This is a genomic window from Variovorax paradoxus, assembly GCF_029919115.1.
Taxonomy (GTDB): Bacteria; Pseudomonadota; Gammaproteobacteria; order Burkholderiales; family Burkholderiaceae_C; genus Variovorax; species Variovorax paradoxus_O.
The window spans coordinates 926,528-939,402 of the sequence record NZ_CP123990.1; the positions used below are offsets into that span (position 1 = coordinate 926,528).

Below are 12,875 nucleotides of genomic sequence, written 5' to 3' on the forward strand. Positions count from 1 at the left end.
GAATCCCGGCTTCTTCTAGACGTTGTCTCTGGACTGCCCGCGGTACACGTTGGGCGTGAACACCCACATACCCTCGTGCTGCGCGATGTTGCGCGTGCGAATGCGGAACTGCAGGCGCAGCCCAAGCAGCCGAAAAATCAATTCGTCGCGCTTGGCCATCATGCGCATGGCGAAGATCACCGGCGGAATCAGCAGCAGATAGAACAGGTTGAAGTACATGGCCAGCAACATGCATCCGCCCGCGCCCAGAAAGAAGGGCACGTAGGGCACGCCCATGAACATGGGCGGGCGCGTGCAGCCGCGGAACATCGCGTTCTTATGCATAGCGGGCCAGCGACTGCACGATGCCGGCGAGCTGGGTCAAGGGGTCGACCGCGATGCTGGCCGAGCAGCTGGTGCCGCCGCCGACGGTGGAGCTGCCGCCGAGAAACAGTTTGGCGATCTGGGTGGCCGCGCCGATCAGCAGGGCACCGATGAAGACCGGAGCCACGTCGCTGATGCGCTTGTGGGCGAATGCGATCTGGTAGCCAGAGAAGATGATGGCCACGGTGACGACCACGATGGACACGGCGTTGAGCACGCCGACGATGGTTTTGACAAAACCGCAGGCGGTTTCTCCAAGGCCGCCGTCTGCAGACCCTGCCGCCTGCGCCGCAAGGCAAGGCAGGACGATCAGCGCGGCAATCGCGAGATCGCGAAGCGTGCGTGCGCGCGCGCTGCGGGCGAACGACGAAGCGGTGGTGTTGTTGTGTGGGCGGTGCATGGTGAGTTCCTCTCTGGTTGATAAAAATGAAGAGCCGCGTCAGAAAACGAAGGCGCCGTCGCCGGCAGGGCGATCGATCGGAGCGGCTTGCACTGCAGCGGCTGGCACGTTGCCCGCGCCTGGATGGCGAACCTGGGGCACGAAGACATCGGGGGCGGCGCCCGCTGCGGCAGCAACTGACGGGACAACGGGCGCGGCAGTGATTGCAGGCGCGGCAACCGGTGGCATGGAGGTACCCAGTGGAACTACGCGCATCGATATGCGCGATGCCGCAGTGGTGGCTTGCGTTGCCGCAACGGATGGAGCGCCGGGCGGACGCAGGGGAATCGCGGCGGGCGGCGCGGCCGGCGCTTGTGCGACGGTGACGCCGCGGCCGATGGAGTCGTAGATTTTCTGCACGTAGCCGCTGCGAAAGCCGGTCACAAAGTTGCCCGAGTAGTAGCAGCTGAAGGCCTTGCCCCAGTCTCCTCCAGCGCGCGCATAGCAGCTCGCGAGGATGCTGGCACCGGCGGCCAGGTTGGCGCAAAGATCGAAGGCTTTCTCATGGGTGTCGAACCCGTACTTGCGAAAGTTGACTTGATTGACTTGCGCTGCGCCAAGCGAATAGTTGTAGCCCTTCGACTTGAGCATTTGCGCCGTGGCCACCGCTTCTTCGAGCGTCTTGGGCTGCCGCACGAGCCGGCCTCCGACCACGCCGATGGCGAAGGGATTGGCGCCGGACTCGACGTGCACGACGTGCCGCATCACCTGCGCCGGAACGGCGAGGTTGGGGCAAGCGATGGCTTCCAATCCTGGGAACACGGTGTTTGTTCCTTCTTCCTCAGGAAGCGCCGGACGGCGACAGGCGACCGGGATCGAAGTCGATGCCCGTGATGTACCGCCGCCCCGCATGCGCCTTGATGTGCACGATGATGTCGATGGTCATCATGAGCAGCCGCTTGATGGTGGCGAACTCGAGCCCGGCGCCTTCGCTCGAGGCCTTGACCATCAGCGCCAGCTGGTCCCAGGTTTGCTCGGTGCTGCCAGAGTGGCAGCTCGTGATGGAGCCCGGATGGCCCGAGGCGCAATTGCGGATGAAATAGAACGCCTCGTCGCCGCGCAACTCGGCCAGGATGATCCGGTCGGGCTTCATGCGCAGGCATGCTTCCATGCACGTCTTCGCGCTGATGTTGGCGGTGCTCTGGCCGCCCTTGGAGTAGAGCAGGTGCACCACGTTCGGCTGCTCGATGAAGAGTTCGCGCGCGTCTTCGATGGTGACGAGGCGCTCGTCGGCCGGAATGTGGTGGACGAGCGACTTCATGAAGGTGGTCTTGCCGCTGCCGGTGGCACCCGAGACCACGATGTTTTTCTTGTGCAGGACGGCCTGCCTGAAAAAATCTGCGTAGCGACCTGCGGCGCGCAGTTCGAGCAGTTCCCTGTCGTGCGCGCTGATACCCGATGTTTCTTCGAGCAGCTTGTCGAAAAACCCGTCCTCGTGGTACTGGCCCAGGGTGCGGGTCTGCCTGGACGGAAGGCGGATGGTGATGGACACCTGGCTCGCTTCGACGGCCGGGGGAATGACGAACTGCGCGCGCTGGCCCGTAGGAAAGGTCAGCGAGACGACAGGGTTGACGTCGGTGATGCGCTGGCCCGTGTTGCTCTCGTTGACCACGGTGGTGCAGAACTGGAGCGCGCGCGCGGCGGTGAGACCTGGCACCTCGACGCGCTGCCAGCCGGAACGGTTTTCAAGGTAAATCTCGCCGGGCCGGTTGATGCATATTTCGGTGACGTCGGGCGAGTGCATGAAGTCCCGGATGCCCAGCACCTGGTACTGGTAATCCAGAAATTCGTTCGAGACGGCGGCAACGAGTTCTTCGGTCATGCAACGCTATGCCGTGTCAGAAGCTCGCGACCACGGCGCTGAAGTCGACGTCCTTGGCGACGTAGACATTGACGACCGTGCCCTGGTTGATGGTGACCGTGTCGGGCCGGTTGGCGTTGCGGCGCACGGCCTGGCTGGCCAGGTTCTGCAAGGTCTGCGCCGTGGTGCTCTCGTAAGGCGACTGAACGGCGAGCCCGCCCGCTGCAACGGTGGTCGACTGCGGGCCGTTCTGTGCCAGTGCGTATTTGAAGGCGTCGGCAAACATGCTGATCAGCAGCGCCGAAGTGATGCGCTGGCCCCAGTGCTGATCGAGGTGGCCCGGATGGCCCGAGCCGCCGAGGTTGTCGACGCCGGGACTGGCCATGTTCACATCGATCCCGTTCGGGGTGACGATGCGGTCCCAGATGACGGCGATGCGATCGCCATTGGGTTCGGTGTCGTACTTTCCGAGCACCTTGGAGCCCTTCGGCAGCAGCAGGCGCTTGCCGGTGACGGAATAGACCGGCTCGGTCACAACGCAGGACGTGAAGCCCGGAATGTCGCTGACGATGTGCGTCTCCAGCACGCAGCGGATGTAGGTGCCGCGCAGCATGAGCACGTTCGGGTGGACGAGGGCCTGCGCGCTCGACACGGCCGACAGCGGCTTCATGCGATAGGCGCTGTTCGGCGCAATGCCCTGGTCGCCGCCCGCGCCGGGCATGCCGGGGATGCCGCCCATGCCTGGCGCCATGGCGGGATATTGGCCCTGTCCGGGCTGGCCACCATCAGCGGGACTCACTGCGATCGTGCCCGCGCTCGATGCCATGCGGCGCTCCATGAGCGTCGGACCTTGTGGGCCTTGCGGTCCGGATGGCATCTGCGGCAGCGCCGGCTGGGCCAAGGGAATGGGAGGGGCTGGTGGCGCGGTGACCCGTGGAGGCGGCGGTGGCGGCGGAAGTTGAGGCGCTGCTGGAACCGTTACCACTTCTTCCTTGGCTTGTTGTGGCTTGTCGGGGCGCAGCACGTTGCCGATCAGCCAAATGGCAGCCAACCCGAGCAGAAGCACGATGCCCGCGAGGAAACCGAGTGCACGGCGATTCATGCGTTGCATTTCGCTGGACTTGAGTTCCGGCGCGTGCGCATCGAGGTTGGGTGCGGCGGGCGCACCCATGCCCTCGAATTGCTTCGAATAGGGATTGGCTGCTGAAGCAGACTGGCTGTTGCCGTACGAGGGATCTTGTTGATCGTGGTCAGGCACGGCGTCTCCTGGTCGGGAAGGAGGAAGTTGGTTCACTGGGCGGTGTTCCTGCGAAGACCCACGACGTTGTCGCCGTGGCGGATGACCAGGTAGGGATAGGTCCCGTGGACGATGAGGGTGCTGCCTTCGACGGTGGTGTTCACCAGCGAGTCTTCGTCGCGCTCCTTCTGGCGCATGTAGACGGTCGGAAAGTTGCCCGTCGGGAACTGCTTGAGGTCGCTCAGCTTGATGTAGGTGAAGCGGCTGTCGTCGTAGACATTGACCGGAACCAACCACGCAGCGCCGGCGCTGCTGGTGGAAAAGTCGTACTCGAAGTTGTAGCTTCGGTCCTTGAGCAGCGCCGTATTGAGCGCCGGCGCCTCGGCGACGGCCTTGGCTTCCTTGCCGAAGGTCATGTCGGCGGGATAGGTGAACTTGATCCGGTATTGAACGCCCGCGTTGCGCGCCTGTTCCAGGGTTCGCCAGTCGGTGGCCACGACCTTGAGTTCGAAGATGTACGAATTGGTCGCGGTGCGGATCATCATGTTGGTGTCCACATCGACGTTCTTCGGCTTCAGGTAGAAGACGTTGTCGCGGCGGCTGAGGTCCCAGCCGCTGCTGAAGCCCGTGCTGTAGTCGAGGATCTTTTCTTCAGGACTCAGCTCGATCTGGGTGCTGATGCCCAGGCCGGCACGCACCGGGTAGATGCGTTCGGACTGGTACTCGTACATCTGGACGGTTTGCGCAAAGGCGCAGGGCATGGCGCCGGCGATGACTGCGCACGCTGCGGCCATCAGCGTCCGTCGGCGGTGGTTGGACTGTTGTGATTTCATCGGCGGCGCGTTCCCTGATTGGCACTTGTCGGCGCGACGGCCGGGGCGGGCGCGGGAGCACCTGGGGCCCCGAAGCCGGGTGGAGGAGGAGTGGTTGGCATAGCGGTTTGCGCAGGCGAAGCCACTGCTGGGGCACCGCCTGCCGCGCCGGCAAGGCCATCGGTGCCCGGCGGAAGCGCTACGCCGGGCATCGCGGGCATGCTTTCGGCGGGCTTGGGATTACTAAGGACTTCTTCCGGCGGCGATGACGCGTAGTCGGTATCCACGCGATAGTCGGTAACCTGGAAGCCGAGCGGGTTTTCGATTCGCTGCTGCTCGTCCATCGTGAGGTTCGACTTGTAGGTGAACGCCATCGTCACGATCTTGCTGTCCAGGGGCGCCGAGGAACCGTTCTGCTTGTTGTAGACGCTGCGCTGGAAGCGCACCGTGGCGCCCTTGGGAACTTCGCCGCCTCCACCGCCGATCAGGGTGATGCTCAGGATGCGGACCCGGATGGCCTTGTCCTTGCCGTAAAGCGTGTACGGGTTGGCGGGATTTCCCGACGAATACAAGTTGGTGTAGCCGCCGGAGACGTTGCCCGACGACATGGTCAGCACCGTGGTCCAGTCGCGCAAATTGGTAATCGCGAGGTCGTAGGATTCGCGGGCCAGCACAAAGTGGGCAACGTTGCTGCGATTGATCGCTTCGCTCGTTGTGATGCGTTGCAATGCGACATCGTCCGTCAGGCGCGCGGCGGTACTGGTGCCTGTGTACGCATCGGCGATGACCAGGTACGGCACTTTCTCTTTCAGCGGCAGCACGTAGAAGTAGCCGCCCAGCAGCACCAGCGACATGACCACGGCGGAGCCTGCAACCCACCAGGCGCGCCGCTCGCTGCGTCGCGTAATGTCCGCAACAGTGAGTTCGAAGTTGACCGATTGGCCGATGGCTTCGTCGACCTTCGAAGCCGGCGCCTTGTTCTTGAACATCAGCGCGGCCCGGGTGCGGCCGGCTCGGCGGCGCTCGCGGCTTGAACCAGGATTTGCTTGCCGTCCGCCGAAATGGACACCCCCTGCGGCGCGTAGATGGCGCTCAGCTCACCCGTTGCGGACTGGAGGTCGTTTGTGCGGACCTTGGCTACGGGTTGGTGAAGGGTGAAGTCGGAACCTATCTGATAGGACAGCTGCAGCCCGTTGTCCGACGCCCAGCGCTTCAGCATGGTCCTGAGCGTCGCGTCCATGGGCGAGGCGTAGAACGTGTAGGCGGGCGAGAGCGGGATCTCGGTGGCCGCACTCTGGAACCGGTTCACTGGCGTCCAGGAGCCACCATAGTCTTTAGCTGCAGGCGCGCCGCACCCGACGAGCGTGACGGCCAGAATGGACAAGGCCGTACCCGCCGAAAGGCGGCTTGTAGCGCGCACACGAGCGCCCCACGCAATAGCTTGCGTTTGGTTAAACACTGCGACTCCCTGAAGTCTTTTTTATGTCCGTTCATCTTAGGGAGATGAGGAGGACGCGCCGGCGCAGCGCCGTGCAGGAGTGCACGAATCGGCGGCATTTAATGCCCCATATCGTTAACGCGGCGATACGTTGGCTTGTTCTGTAAACAGCTTGGGTTCTTCGCCTTCGCGGATGCGATCGGCGAGACTTCAGAGCGGTTGACGCGGGGGCAGTGATGGCCCACCGAGGCCAGGGGTGAGCCCGTTTCAATGATAATAGTTCTCATTGCAGAGATGAACGAGTTCCAAACCGCATGACCATTCCGCTTCCCATGGCCGCTGCGCCTGTGTCTATCCGCCTGGACGAATTACCCAGCCATCAGTGGGCGACGGTGCTGGACGTAGCGCGGTCGGCCGATGCCGAGGGGCAGGAGCTGGCGCTGCGCCTGACCGAAATCGGCTTCGTGCCGGGCGAAGCGGTGCGCATCGTCGCCATCGGCCGTCCGGGTCGCGAGCCGCTCGCCGTCCGGCTGGGCCACACCACCTTCGCATTGCGCCGCCACGAGGCCGCGCTGATCCATGTGGCACCGGGCATGCCGGAAGGCGCCTGCCATGGTTGAGGCGGTCATCCAGGGCCCGGGCCGTCTTGCGGCCACCGCGCAGCCGGGTCGCATCGCGCTGCTCGGGAACCCCAACTGCGGCAAGACGGCGCTCTTCAACCTGCTCACCGGCAGCCGCCAGAAGGTGGCCAACTACGCCGGCGTGACGGTCGAGCGCAAAGAGGGCACGCTTCGCACCGCATCGGGCCGCCGCGTGTTCGTGCTCGACCTGCCCGGTGCCTACAGCCTGAATGCGCTCAGTGCCGACGAGGCCGTGACGCGCGACGTGGTTACCGGCAAGAGCAGCGAGCCGTTGCCCGACCTGCTGGTGTGCGTGACAGACGCCACCAACCTGCGGCTGAACCTGCGGCTCGTGCTCGAGGCCAAGCGCCTCGGCCTGCCGATGGTGGTGGCGCTCAACATGACCGACATGGCCAAGAAGCAGGGCATTGCCATCGATACGGCGGTGCTCTCGCGCGAACTGGGCGTGCCGGTCATCGAAACCGTTGGCGTGCATTCCGGCGGTGCGCAAGGCCTGCTCGAAGCGCTGGATGCGCCGGTGGCCGCAGCCGCGCCGCAGCCCTGGCAGGCGCCGGGGCTGGACGACGTGCTTGCCACACAGCGCGAAGTGCGCCGCATCCTCGGCATTGCGGTGCGCGAGCCCGTTGGAAGCCTGGCTACCAGCGACCGCATCGACCGCGTGGTGATGCACCCCGTGTGGGGCATGCTGGTGCTCGCGGTCACCATGTTCCTGATGTTCCAGGCCGTGTTCAGCTGGGCCAATGTGCCAATGGACGCGATCAAGGCCGCGACCGAGGGCCTTGGCGGACTGCTGAAGACCCGCATGCCCGAAGGCATGTTGCAAAGCCTGCTGGTCGACGGCGTCATTGCCGGTGTGGGCGGTGTGATCGTGTTTTTGCCGCAGATCCTGATCCTGTTCCTGTTCATCCTGGCGCTGGAAGATTCGGGCTACCTGCCGCGTGCCGCATTCCTGCTCGACCGCGTAATGGGCACCGTGGGGCTCTCGGGCCGCTCTTTCATTCCGCTGCTTTCGAGCTTTGCCTGCGCCATTCCCGGCGTGATGGCAACGCGCACCATCAGCAACTGGCGCGACCGCATCACCACCATCATGATTGCGCCGCTCATGACCTGTTCGGCCCGCCTGCCGGTCTATGCGCTGCTGATTGCGGCCTTCATTCCGGCACGCACCGTGGGCGGCGTGTTCAACCTTCAGGGCGTGGTGCTGTTCGCGCTGTATGTGTTCGGCATCGTCTCGGCCATGGCGGTGGCATGGGTGATGAAGCGCTTCCGCGACAACAAGCAGCAATCGCCGCTGATGATGGAGCTGCCAGCCTACCGCTGGCCCAGCCTGCGCAACCTCGCGCTGGGCCTCTACGAGCGGGCATGGATCTTCATCCAGCGCGTGGGCACGATCATCCTCACGCTCACCATTCTCTTGTGGTTCCTGTCGACGTTTCCTTCGCCGCCTGAAGGCGCCACGGGGCCCGCCATCCAGTACAGCCTGGCCGGCATGATCGGACGCGGCCTGGAGCACATCTTTGCGCCCATCGGTTTCAACTGGCAGATCTCCATTGCGCTGGTGCCGGGCATGGCAGCGCGCGAGGTGGCGGTGGGTGCCCTCGGCACCGTGTACGCGCTTGCGGCCAGCGGCGGGCATGGCAGCGCGCGAGGTGGCGGTGGGTGCCCTCGGCACCGTGTACGCGCTTGCGGCCAGCGGCGACGATGTGGCGGGCCAGCTCGAGCCGCTGATTGCTGGCAGCTGGTCGCTCGCGACGGCGCTGTCGTTGCTGGTCTGGTACGTGTTTGCGCCGCAGTGCATCTCGACCCTGGCGGCCGTGAAGCGCGAAACAGGGTCGTGGCGCTATGTGTGGATCATGGCGGGCTATCTCTTCGCGCTTGCCTACGCAGCCTGCTTCATTACCTACCGCGTTGCAGTGGCGCTCGGAGCAGGTTAAAACCTGCAATGAAAGGCTTCAAGAAGATATGGCACAGCAACTGATCGTCGGATTGATCGTCGCCGCTGCCGCGTTCTACGCGGTGTGGCGCTGGATGCCTGCGGGCTGGAGGCGCAGCGCCGCGCAGAAGGTCGCGGCCGGCACCCACCGCGCGGGCCTTGTCGACCAGCAACGTGCCGAGCAACTGGCGGCGTCGCTCGCCAAGACTTCAGGCTGCGGCTCCTGCGACAGCTGCGGCAGTTGCGGCCCCAAGGCCACCGACAAGAAACACGCCGAAGAAGCCGGCCGCGACCCGCTGTCCACGCACAGCCGCTGAGGCCGATGCCTGCACACATCCTCGTCGCCGGCGGCGGCATCGGGGGGCTTGCTACTGCGCTGGCGCTGTTTCGAGCCGGCCATCGCGTCGATGTCTTCGAACAGGCTGCTGCGTTTACCGAAATCGGCGCCGGCGTCCAGATCGGTCCCAACGTCACGCGGCGTCTACAGCAACTGGGCGTGGGCAAGAGCGTCGATGCCGTCGCCGCGCGCCCCGAAGCGCTGGTGGTGCAGAGCGCCGGCAGCGGCACCGAGCTGGCCCGCCTGCCGCTGGGCGATGCCATGCACCGGCGCTATGGCGCCCCCTACCTCTGCGTACACCGGGCCGACCTGCATTCGTTGCTGCTCGAAGCCGTGCGGTCACAAGGCTCGGGCACCCTGGTGACCGATGCCCGCATTGCCCAGATCGAAATGAGCGATGACCTCGTCTGCATCTCGAGCAGCGGTGCGCGCGCCTGGGAAGGGGAGGCGCTGGTCGGCGCCGACGGCCTCTGGAGCGTGGCGCGCCGGCGGCTCGAATCGGCGTCGGCGGCCGAGCCGCCCCGCGTCACAGGCCACACGGCTTGGCGCGGACTGGTCGCGCAAGCTGAACTGCCGCAGGCGCTGCGCCGCCGCCGCATCGATGTATGGCTCGGGCCCCGCCTGCACGTGGTGGCTTACCCGGTACGCGGCGGCGATTGGCTCAACGTGGTGGTGATTGCCGAATCCGCCCCGGCCGGCGATGCACGCGACTGGGACCAGGCCAGCAGTCTTGGCGCACTGCAGCAGGCCACGGGCCGCAGCGGCCGCGCCCTGCAAGCCCTGCTCGAAGCCATGCCCGGCTGGCGTGCGTGGACGCTCTGCGACCGCGCGCCGTTGTCCGGCGCGGCGGACATGGCCCACGAGCGCATTGCGTTGGTCGGCGATGCCGCGCATCCGATGGTGCCTTACCTCGCGCAGGGCGCCGGCATGGCCATCGAAGACGCTGTGGCCCTGGCTGAAGCGCTTGGCAACGGTGGGGCGGCCGAAGTGCCGGCGGCCTTTGCGCGTTATGCCGAGGCGCGCTGGCAGCGCAATGCGATGGTGCAGGCAAGGGCGCGGCGCAACGGACAGGTCTTTCATGCCACCGGCCCCATGCGCCTGGGCCGCGACCTTGCCCTGCGCACGCTGGGCGCGCGGCTGCTGGACCAGCCCTGGCTGTACGGGGGCTGAAAAGCCGCTGCGCCCCGGTTCTCAGAGCCTGAATGTCTGCAGGTGCTCGATCCGTTCGGCGAGCCCCTCGGGGCCGAGGTAGTGGCCATGGGAACCGTCGCGCACCTCCAGCAACGTGGCCTCGAGTTCGGCCAGCATCGCATCGCGCTCGGCGGCGAAAGCGGGCGACACGTCGATGCCGGCCTGCGTGCATGCATCGGCGATCAGGTGGGCGCTTGCGGGCGCGCCGCAGGCCGCGCACTTGACGATGGCAGCCACGTTCGGCTCGGCCCCGTTCGCGAGCAGCGCATGCGTGAGTTCGGGTGAAATCTGGCCGTCGATGTTGCGCAAGGCGTCGCGCGCCACCGGAGCGCCCGCACGGACCAGCGCCATGGCTGCGGCAAAGGCACCGTTGCCTATTGCGACGTCCGTGGCCAGCGCACTTCCCTGCTGCGGTCCGTCGAAGCTCACGCCTGCGGCGGCGAGCTCGGCCACCAGCTCTGCATCGTCGCTGGCAATGGCGTGGTGCAGCGCCGCGCGCGCAGTGGCCGGCAGCCGGCGCAGCGTTCCGTTGGCCAGCGGCGTGCGCCAGTCGATCACGGCGCGGCAATAGAAGCTCACCAGCTTGTCCATCAGGTCGAGGTCCAGGCCATGGTCCTGGTGCCGGTCGTCAAGGTACTGGAGCAGGGCCTGGCCGGAAAAGTAATCGCCGGTGGGTGCCAGCGGGTCTTCGTCGAGATGCAGTGCCCCAAGGGCGCTGTACAGGTCGGGTGCGATGGTGCTCACGCCGTCTTCATGCAGCGCATGCGTCCAGGCCGGCGGCAATCCGTGCTTCCATGCGGTGATGTGGCCGTGCTCAGGGCCGGGCTCGACCACCGCATAAACCCGGTCCAGATACTCGAAGCCCCCGAATGGCAGGTGCGTGAGCTTGCCGCTCCAGTCGCGGCCATCTTCTTCGGCAGCTTCTTCGGCAAGTTCCTGCTCATGCGCGATCCAGCCCTGCAGGTCGCGATAACCGTCACTGCCGTTCCAGAACAGCTCCGACCAACTGACGGATTCGATGTTGCCGTTCATCGGCAGCGACAGGTCGTAGTCGAGCCGGCCGCCCGCCGTTTGCCGCCACAGTTCGAGCAGCGGCTCGGGAATGGGGCCCGCGCACAGCGCCTGGATGGCGGCGATCTGCTGCGCGGGCATTGGGGGCTGCGCGTCGAAGATCACGCGGTCCGCGAACAGGACCACGCCATGTTCGCGCAGGTTGGCAAGCTCTTCGAGCGAGAACTGGACATCTTTCATTGGCAGCGCCTCCGTTGATGCCAATGTAGCGCTTTGTGCAAATGGAGCAAGCACTTGCAAGGTGGCCGCGTGCGGCCTGCATCAAAGGTCCGTGCGCAGTTTCCAGATCTCGGGGAACAGCACCACGTCGAGCATCTTGCGCAGGTAGCTCACGCCGCCCGTGCCGCCCGTGCCGCGCTTGAAGCCGATCACGCGCTCGACCGTGGTCACATGGCGAAAGCGCCAGAGCCGAAAAGCGTCTTCCAGGTCGGTGAGTTTTTCGCCGAGCTGGTACAGGTCCCAATGGTCGTGCGGGTTTCTGTACACCGTGAGCCATGCGGCCTCGACACCGTCGCTGGCTTCATAGGGCTGCGTCCAATCGCGTTCCAGATGATCGGCGGGCACCGGCAGGCCACGGCGCGCCAGCAGCTTCAGCGATTCGTCATAAAGCGAAGGCGACCGGTAGGCTTCGTCGACCTGCGCCAGCAGATCGGGCCGGTGCGCATGCGGCTTGAGCATGGCGGCGTTCTTGTTGCCGAGCGCGAACTCGATGCAGCGGTACTGCGCGCTTTGGAAGCCGCTCGAGTTGGCCAGGTAGGGCCGCATGGCGGTGTACTCGGGCGGCGTCATGGTCGAGAGCACGGTCCATGCGCTAACCAGCTGTTCCATGATGCGGCTCACGCGGGCGAGCATCTTGAAAGCGTCGGCCAGTTTTTCTTGCGCGATGCAGCTGGTGGCGGCGCGCAGCTCGTGCAGCATGAGCTTCATCCAGAGCTCGCTGGTCTGGTGCTGCACGATGAAGAGCATTTCGTCGTGCGCGGGCGAGAGCGGGTGCTGCGCGTGGAGGATCTGGTCGAGATGCAGGTAGTCGCCGTAGCTCATCGACGCGCTGAAATCCAGCTGCGCCTTTTCTTCGTGAACGATTTTTTCGGTGCTCATGATGCTTGCCAGCGGATCATCGCCAGACCACGGCGGTGTAGGAGGGGAGGCCCGGTACCGAATCTTTGGCGGGATAGACGAAACGCACGACATCGTTCTTGCGCTTGAACTCCTGGTAAGTCTCGCCGCCCGGAATACGGCCCTTTTCGGCCGGCGCGTAGCCTGCGGCGCGCACTTCCTTCACCAGCCGCTCGAAGGCCGCCTTGTCGGTCAGCGAAAGCTGGATGTTGTTCTCGCCGGCGCGGCTTTCCGCGTAGGTGGACTTCATGAAGCGGATCGTGTGGTCGTCGACCACCTTGTCGTATTCGATCATGCTGACCTCGGGCGTTACGGTCTTGTCGGCGTAGGAAAAACCTTGGGCCTTGACGTGTTGGCGGAACGCATCGGGCGTGAGGGCGACGAAAGCCTTGAGCTGGTCAAGCGTGTAGCTCGCCTGCTGTGCGAAGGCCGGTGCGGCCAGCATCAGGAGTGAGGCGAAGAGGGTGATCAATTTGTGTTTCATGGGTACGTGCTG

Annotated in this window: 14 protein-coding genes and 1 pseudogene; 4 read left to right on the top strand and 11 right to left on the bottom strand. The window is 65.2% G+C overall.

The features are described from left to right. Positions 1–15: 15 nt before the first annotated feature. Genes QHG62_RS04385 through QHG62_RS04420 form a run of 8 tightly spaced genes read right to left on the bottom strand, consistent with a single transcriptional unit; the run spans position 16 to position 6,036 of the window. A complete protein-coding gene (locus tag QHG62_RS04385) occupies positions 16–309 on the bottom strand; it encodes a type IV secretion system protein VirB3 (protein WP_281149622.1) in 294 nt (97 codons plus the stop codon). A gap of 7 nt (positions 310–316) precedes the next feature. After that, positions 317–763 carry a TrbC/VirB2 family protein gene (locus QHG62_RS04390; RefSeq protein ID WP_281149623.1) on the bottom strand — a complete coding sequence of 149 codons (447 nt, stop codon included), beginning with the start codon at positions 761–763 and terminating at the stop codon, positions 317–319. A 39-nt stretch (positions 764–802) separates the two neighbouring features. After that, the gene (locus QHG62_RS04395) at positions 803–1,564 is read right to left on the bottom strand and encodes a lytic transglycosylase domain-containing protein (RefSeq protein ID WP_281149624.1); all 762 of its coding nucleotides are present in this window, start codon (positions 1,562–1,564) and stop codon (positions 803–805) included. Positions 1,565–1,583: 19 nt separating this feature from the next. Next, positions 1,584–2,624, bottom strand: a complete 1,041-nt coding sequence (gene virB11 / locus QHG62_RS04400) for a P-type DNA transfer ATPase VirB11 (protein ID WP_281149625.1) — start codon at positions 2,622–2,624, stop codon at positions 1,584–1,586. 16 nt (positions 2,625–2,640) lie between these two features. Continuing rightward, positions 2,641–3,861, bottom strand: a complete 1,221-nt coding sequence (locus QHG62_RS04405; protein ID WP_281149626.1) for a TrbI/VirB10 family protein — start codon at positions 3,859–3,861, stop codon at positions 2,641–2,643. Positions 3,862–3,893: 32 nt separating this feature from the next. Continuing rightward, positions 3,894–4,673 (bottom strand): TrbG/VirB9 family P-type conjugative transfer protein, encoded by a 780-nt coding sequence (locus QHG62_RS04410; protein ID WP_281149627.1) that lies wholly within the window; start codon positions 4,671–4,673, stop codon positions 3,894–3,896. Then, on the bottom strand, positions 4,670–5,641 hold the full coding sequence (locus tag QHG62_RS04415) for a virB8 family protein (RefSeq protein WP_281149628.1): 972 nt from the start codon (positions 5,639–5,641) through the stop codon (positions 4,670–4,672). The genes QHG62_RS04410 and QHG62_RS04415 overlap by 4 nt, the downstream gene beginning before the upstream one ends. After that, positions 5,641–6,036 carry a hypothetical protein gene (locus QHG62_RS04420; RefSeq protein ID WP_281149629.1) on the bottom strand — a complete coding sequence of 132 codons (396 nt, stop codon included), beginning with the start codon at positions 6,034–6,036 and terminating at the stop codon, positions 5,641–5,643. Before QHG62_RS04420 ends, QHG62_RS04415 begins: the two co-directional genes overlap by 1 nt. A gap of 368 nt (positions 6,037–6,404) precedes the next feature. Between QHG62_RS04420 and QHG62_RS04425 the strand changes: the two genes are divergently transcribed. The 4 genes and pseudogenes from QHG62_RS04425 (at position 6,405) to QHG62_RS04440 (ending at position 10,171) form a co-directional block, all read left to right on the top strand. Beyond that, a complete protein-coding gene (locus QHG62_RS04425; protein ID WP_281149630.1) occupies positions 6,405–6,710 on the top strand; it encodes a FeoA family protein in 306 nt (101 codons plus the stop codon). Beyond that, positions 6,703–8,665: pseudogene (gene feoB / locus QHG62_RS04430) on the top strand (ferrous iron transport protein B). The gene QHG62_RS04425 and the pseudogene feoB overlap by 8 nt, the downstream one beginning before the upstream one ends. A gap of 28 nt (positions 8,666–8,693) precedes the next feature. Beyond that, complete coding sequence (locus QHG62_RS04435) at positions 8,694–8,981, top strand: DUF6587 family protein (RefSeq protein ID WP_281149631.1); 288 nt, start codon at positions 8,694–8,696, stop codon at positions 8,979–8,981. A gap of 5 nt (positions 8,982–8,986) precedes the next feature. Beyond that, positions 8,987–10,171 (top strand): FAD-dependent monooxygenase, encoded by a 1,185-nt coding sequence (locus tag QHG62_RS04440; RefSeq protein ID WP_281149633.1) that lies wholly within the window; start codon positions 8,987–8,989, stop codon positions 10,169–10,171. Positions 10,172–10,192: 21 nt separating this feature from the next. Here the strand turns inward: QHG62_RS04440 and QHG62_RS04445 are convergent, their stop codons facing one another. The 3 genes from QHG62_RS04445 to QHG62_RS04455 all read right to left on the bottom strand — a co-directional run bounded on the left by QHG62_RS04445 (position 10,193) and on the right by QHG62_RS04455 (position 12,863). Further along, positions 10,193–11,443 carry an SMI1/KNR4 family protein gene (locus QHG62_RS04445; RefSeq protein WP_281149634.1) on the bottom strand — a complete coding sequence of 417 codons (1,251 nt, stop codon included), beginning with the start codon at positions 11,441–11,443 and terminating at the stop codon, positions 10,193–10,195. 81 nt (positions 11,444–11,524) lie between these two features. After that, positions 11,525–12,361: a tryptophan 2,3-dioxygenase gene (kynA, locus tag QHG62_RS04450; RefSeq protein WP_281149635.1), complete on the bottom strand. Its 837-nt coding sequence runs from the start codon at positions 12,359–12,361 to the stop codon at positions 11,525–11,527. 16 nt (positions 12,362–12,377) lie between these two features. Continuing rightward, on the bottom strand, positions 12,378–12,863 hold the full coding sequence (locus QHG62_RS04455) for a hypothetical protein (protein WP_281149636.1): 486 nt from the start codon (positions 12,861–12,863) through the stop codon (positions 12,378–12,380). Between the last annotated feature and the right edge of the window lie 12 nt (positions 12,864–12,875).

What these genes read in the sequence shown, in the direction of transcription:
- QHG62_RS04385 (WP_281149622.1), bottom strand. Translation starts at nt 309, where the DNA reads ATGTTCCGCGGCTGCACGCGCCCGCCCATGTTCATGGGCGTGCCCTAC.
- virB11 (WP_281149625.1), bottom strand. Translation starts at nt 2,624, where the DNA reads ATGACCGAAGAACTCGTTGCCGCCGTCTCGAACGAATTTCTGGATTAC.
- QHG62_RS04440 (WP_281149633.1), top strand. Translation starts at nt 8,987, where the DNA reads ATGCCTGCACACATCCTCGTCGCCGGCGGCGGCATCGGGGGGCTTGCT.
- QHG62_RS04390 (WP_281149623.1), bottom strand. Translation starts at nt 763, where the DNA reads ATGCACCGCCCACACAACAACACCACCGCTTCGTCGTTCGCCCGCAGC.
- QHG62_RS04410 (WP_281149627.1), bottom strand. Translation starts at nt 4,673, where the DNA reads ATGAAATCACAACAGTCCAACCACCGCCGACGGACGCTGATGGCCGCA.
- QHG62_RS04455 (WP_281149636.1), bottom strand. Translation starts at nt 12,863, where the DNA reads ATGAAACACAAATTGATCACCCTCTTCGCCTCACTCCTGATGCTGGCC.
- kynA (WP_281149635.1), bottom strand. Translation starts at nt 12,361, where the DNA reads ATGAGCACCGAAAAAATCGTTCACGAAGAAAAGGCGCAGCTGGATTTC.
- QHG62_RS04415 (WP_281149628.1), bottom strand. Translation starts at nt 5,641, where the DNA reads ATGTTCAAGAACAAGGCGCCGGCTTCGAAGGTCGACGAAGCCATCGGC.
- QHG62_RS04445 (WP_281149634.1), bottom strand. Translation starts at nt 11,443, where the DNA reads ATGAAAGATGTCCAGTTCTCGCTCGAAGAGCTTGCCAACCTGCGCGAA.
- QHG62_RS04435 (WP_281149631.1), top strand. Translation starts at nt 8,694, where the DNA reads ATGGCACAGCAACTGATCGTCGGATTGATCGTCGCCGCTGCCGCGTTC.
- QHG62_RS04425 (WP_281149630.1), top strand. Translation starts at nt 6,405, where the DNA reads ATGACCATTCCGCTTCCCATGGCCGCTGCGCCTGTGTCTATCCGCCTG.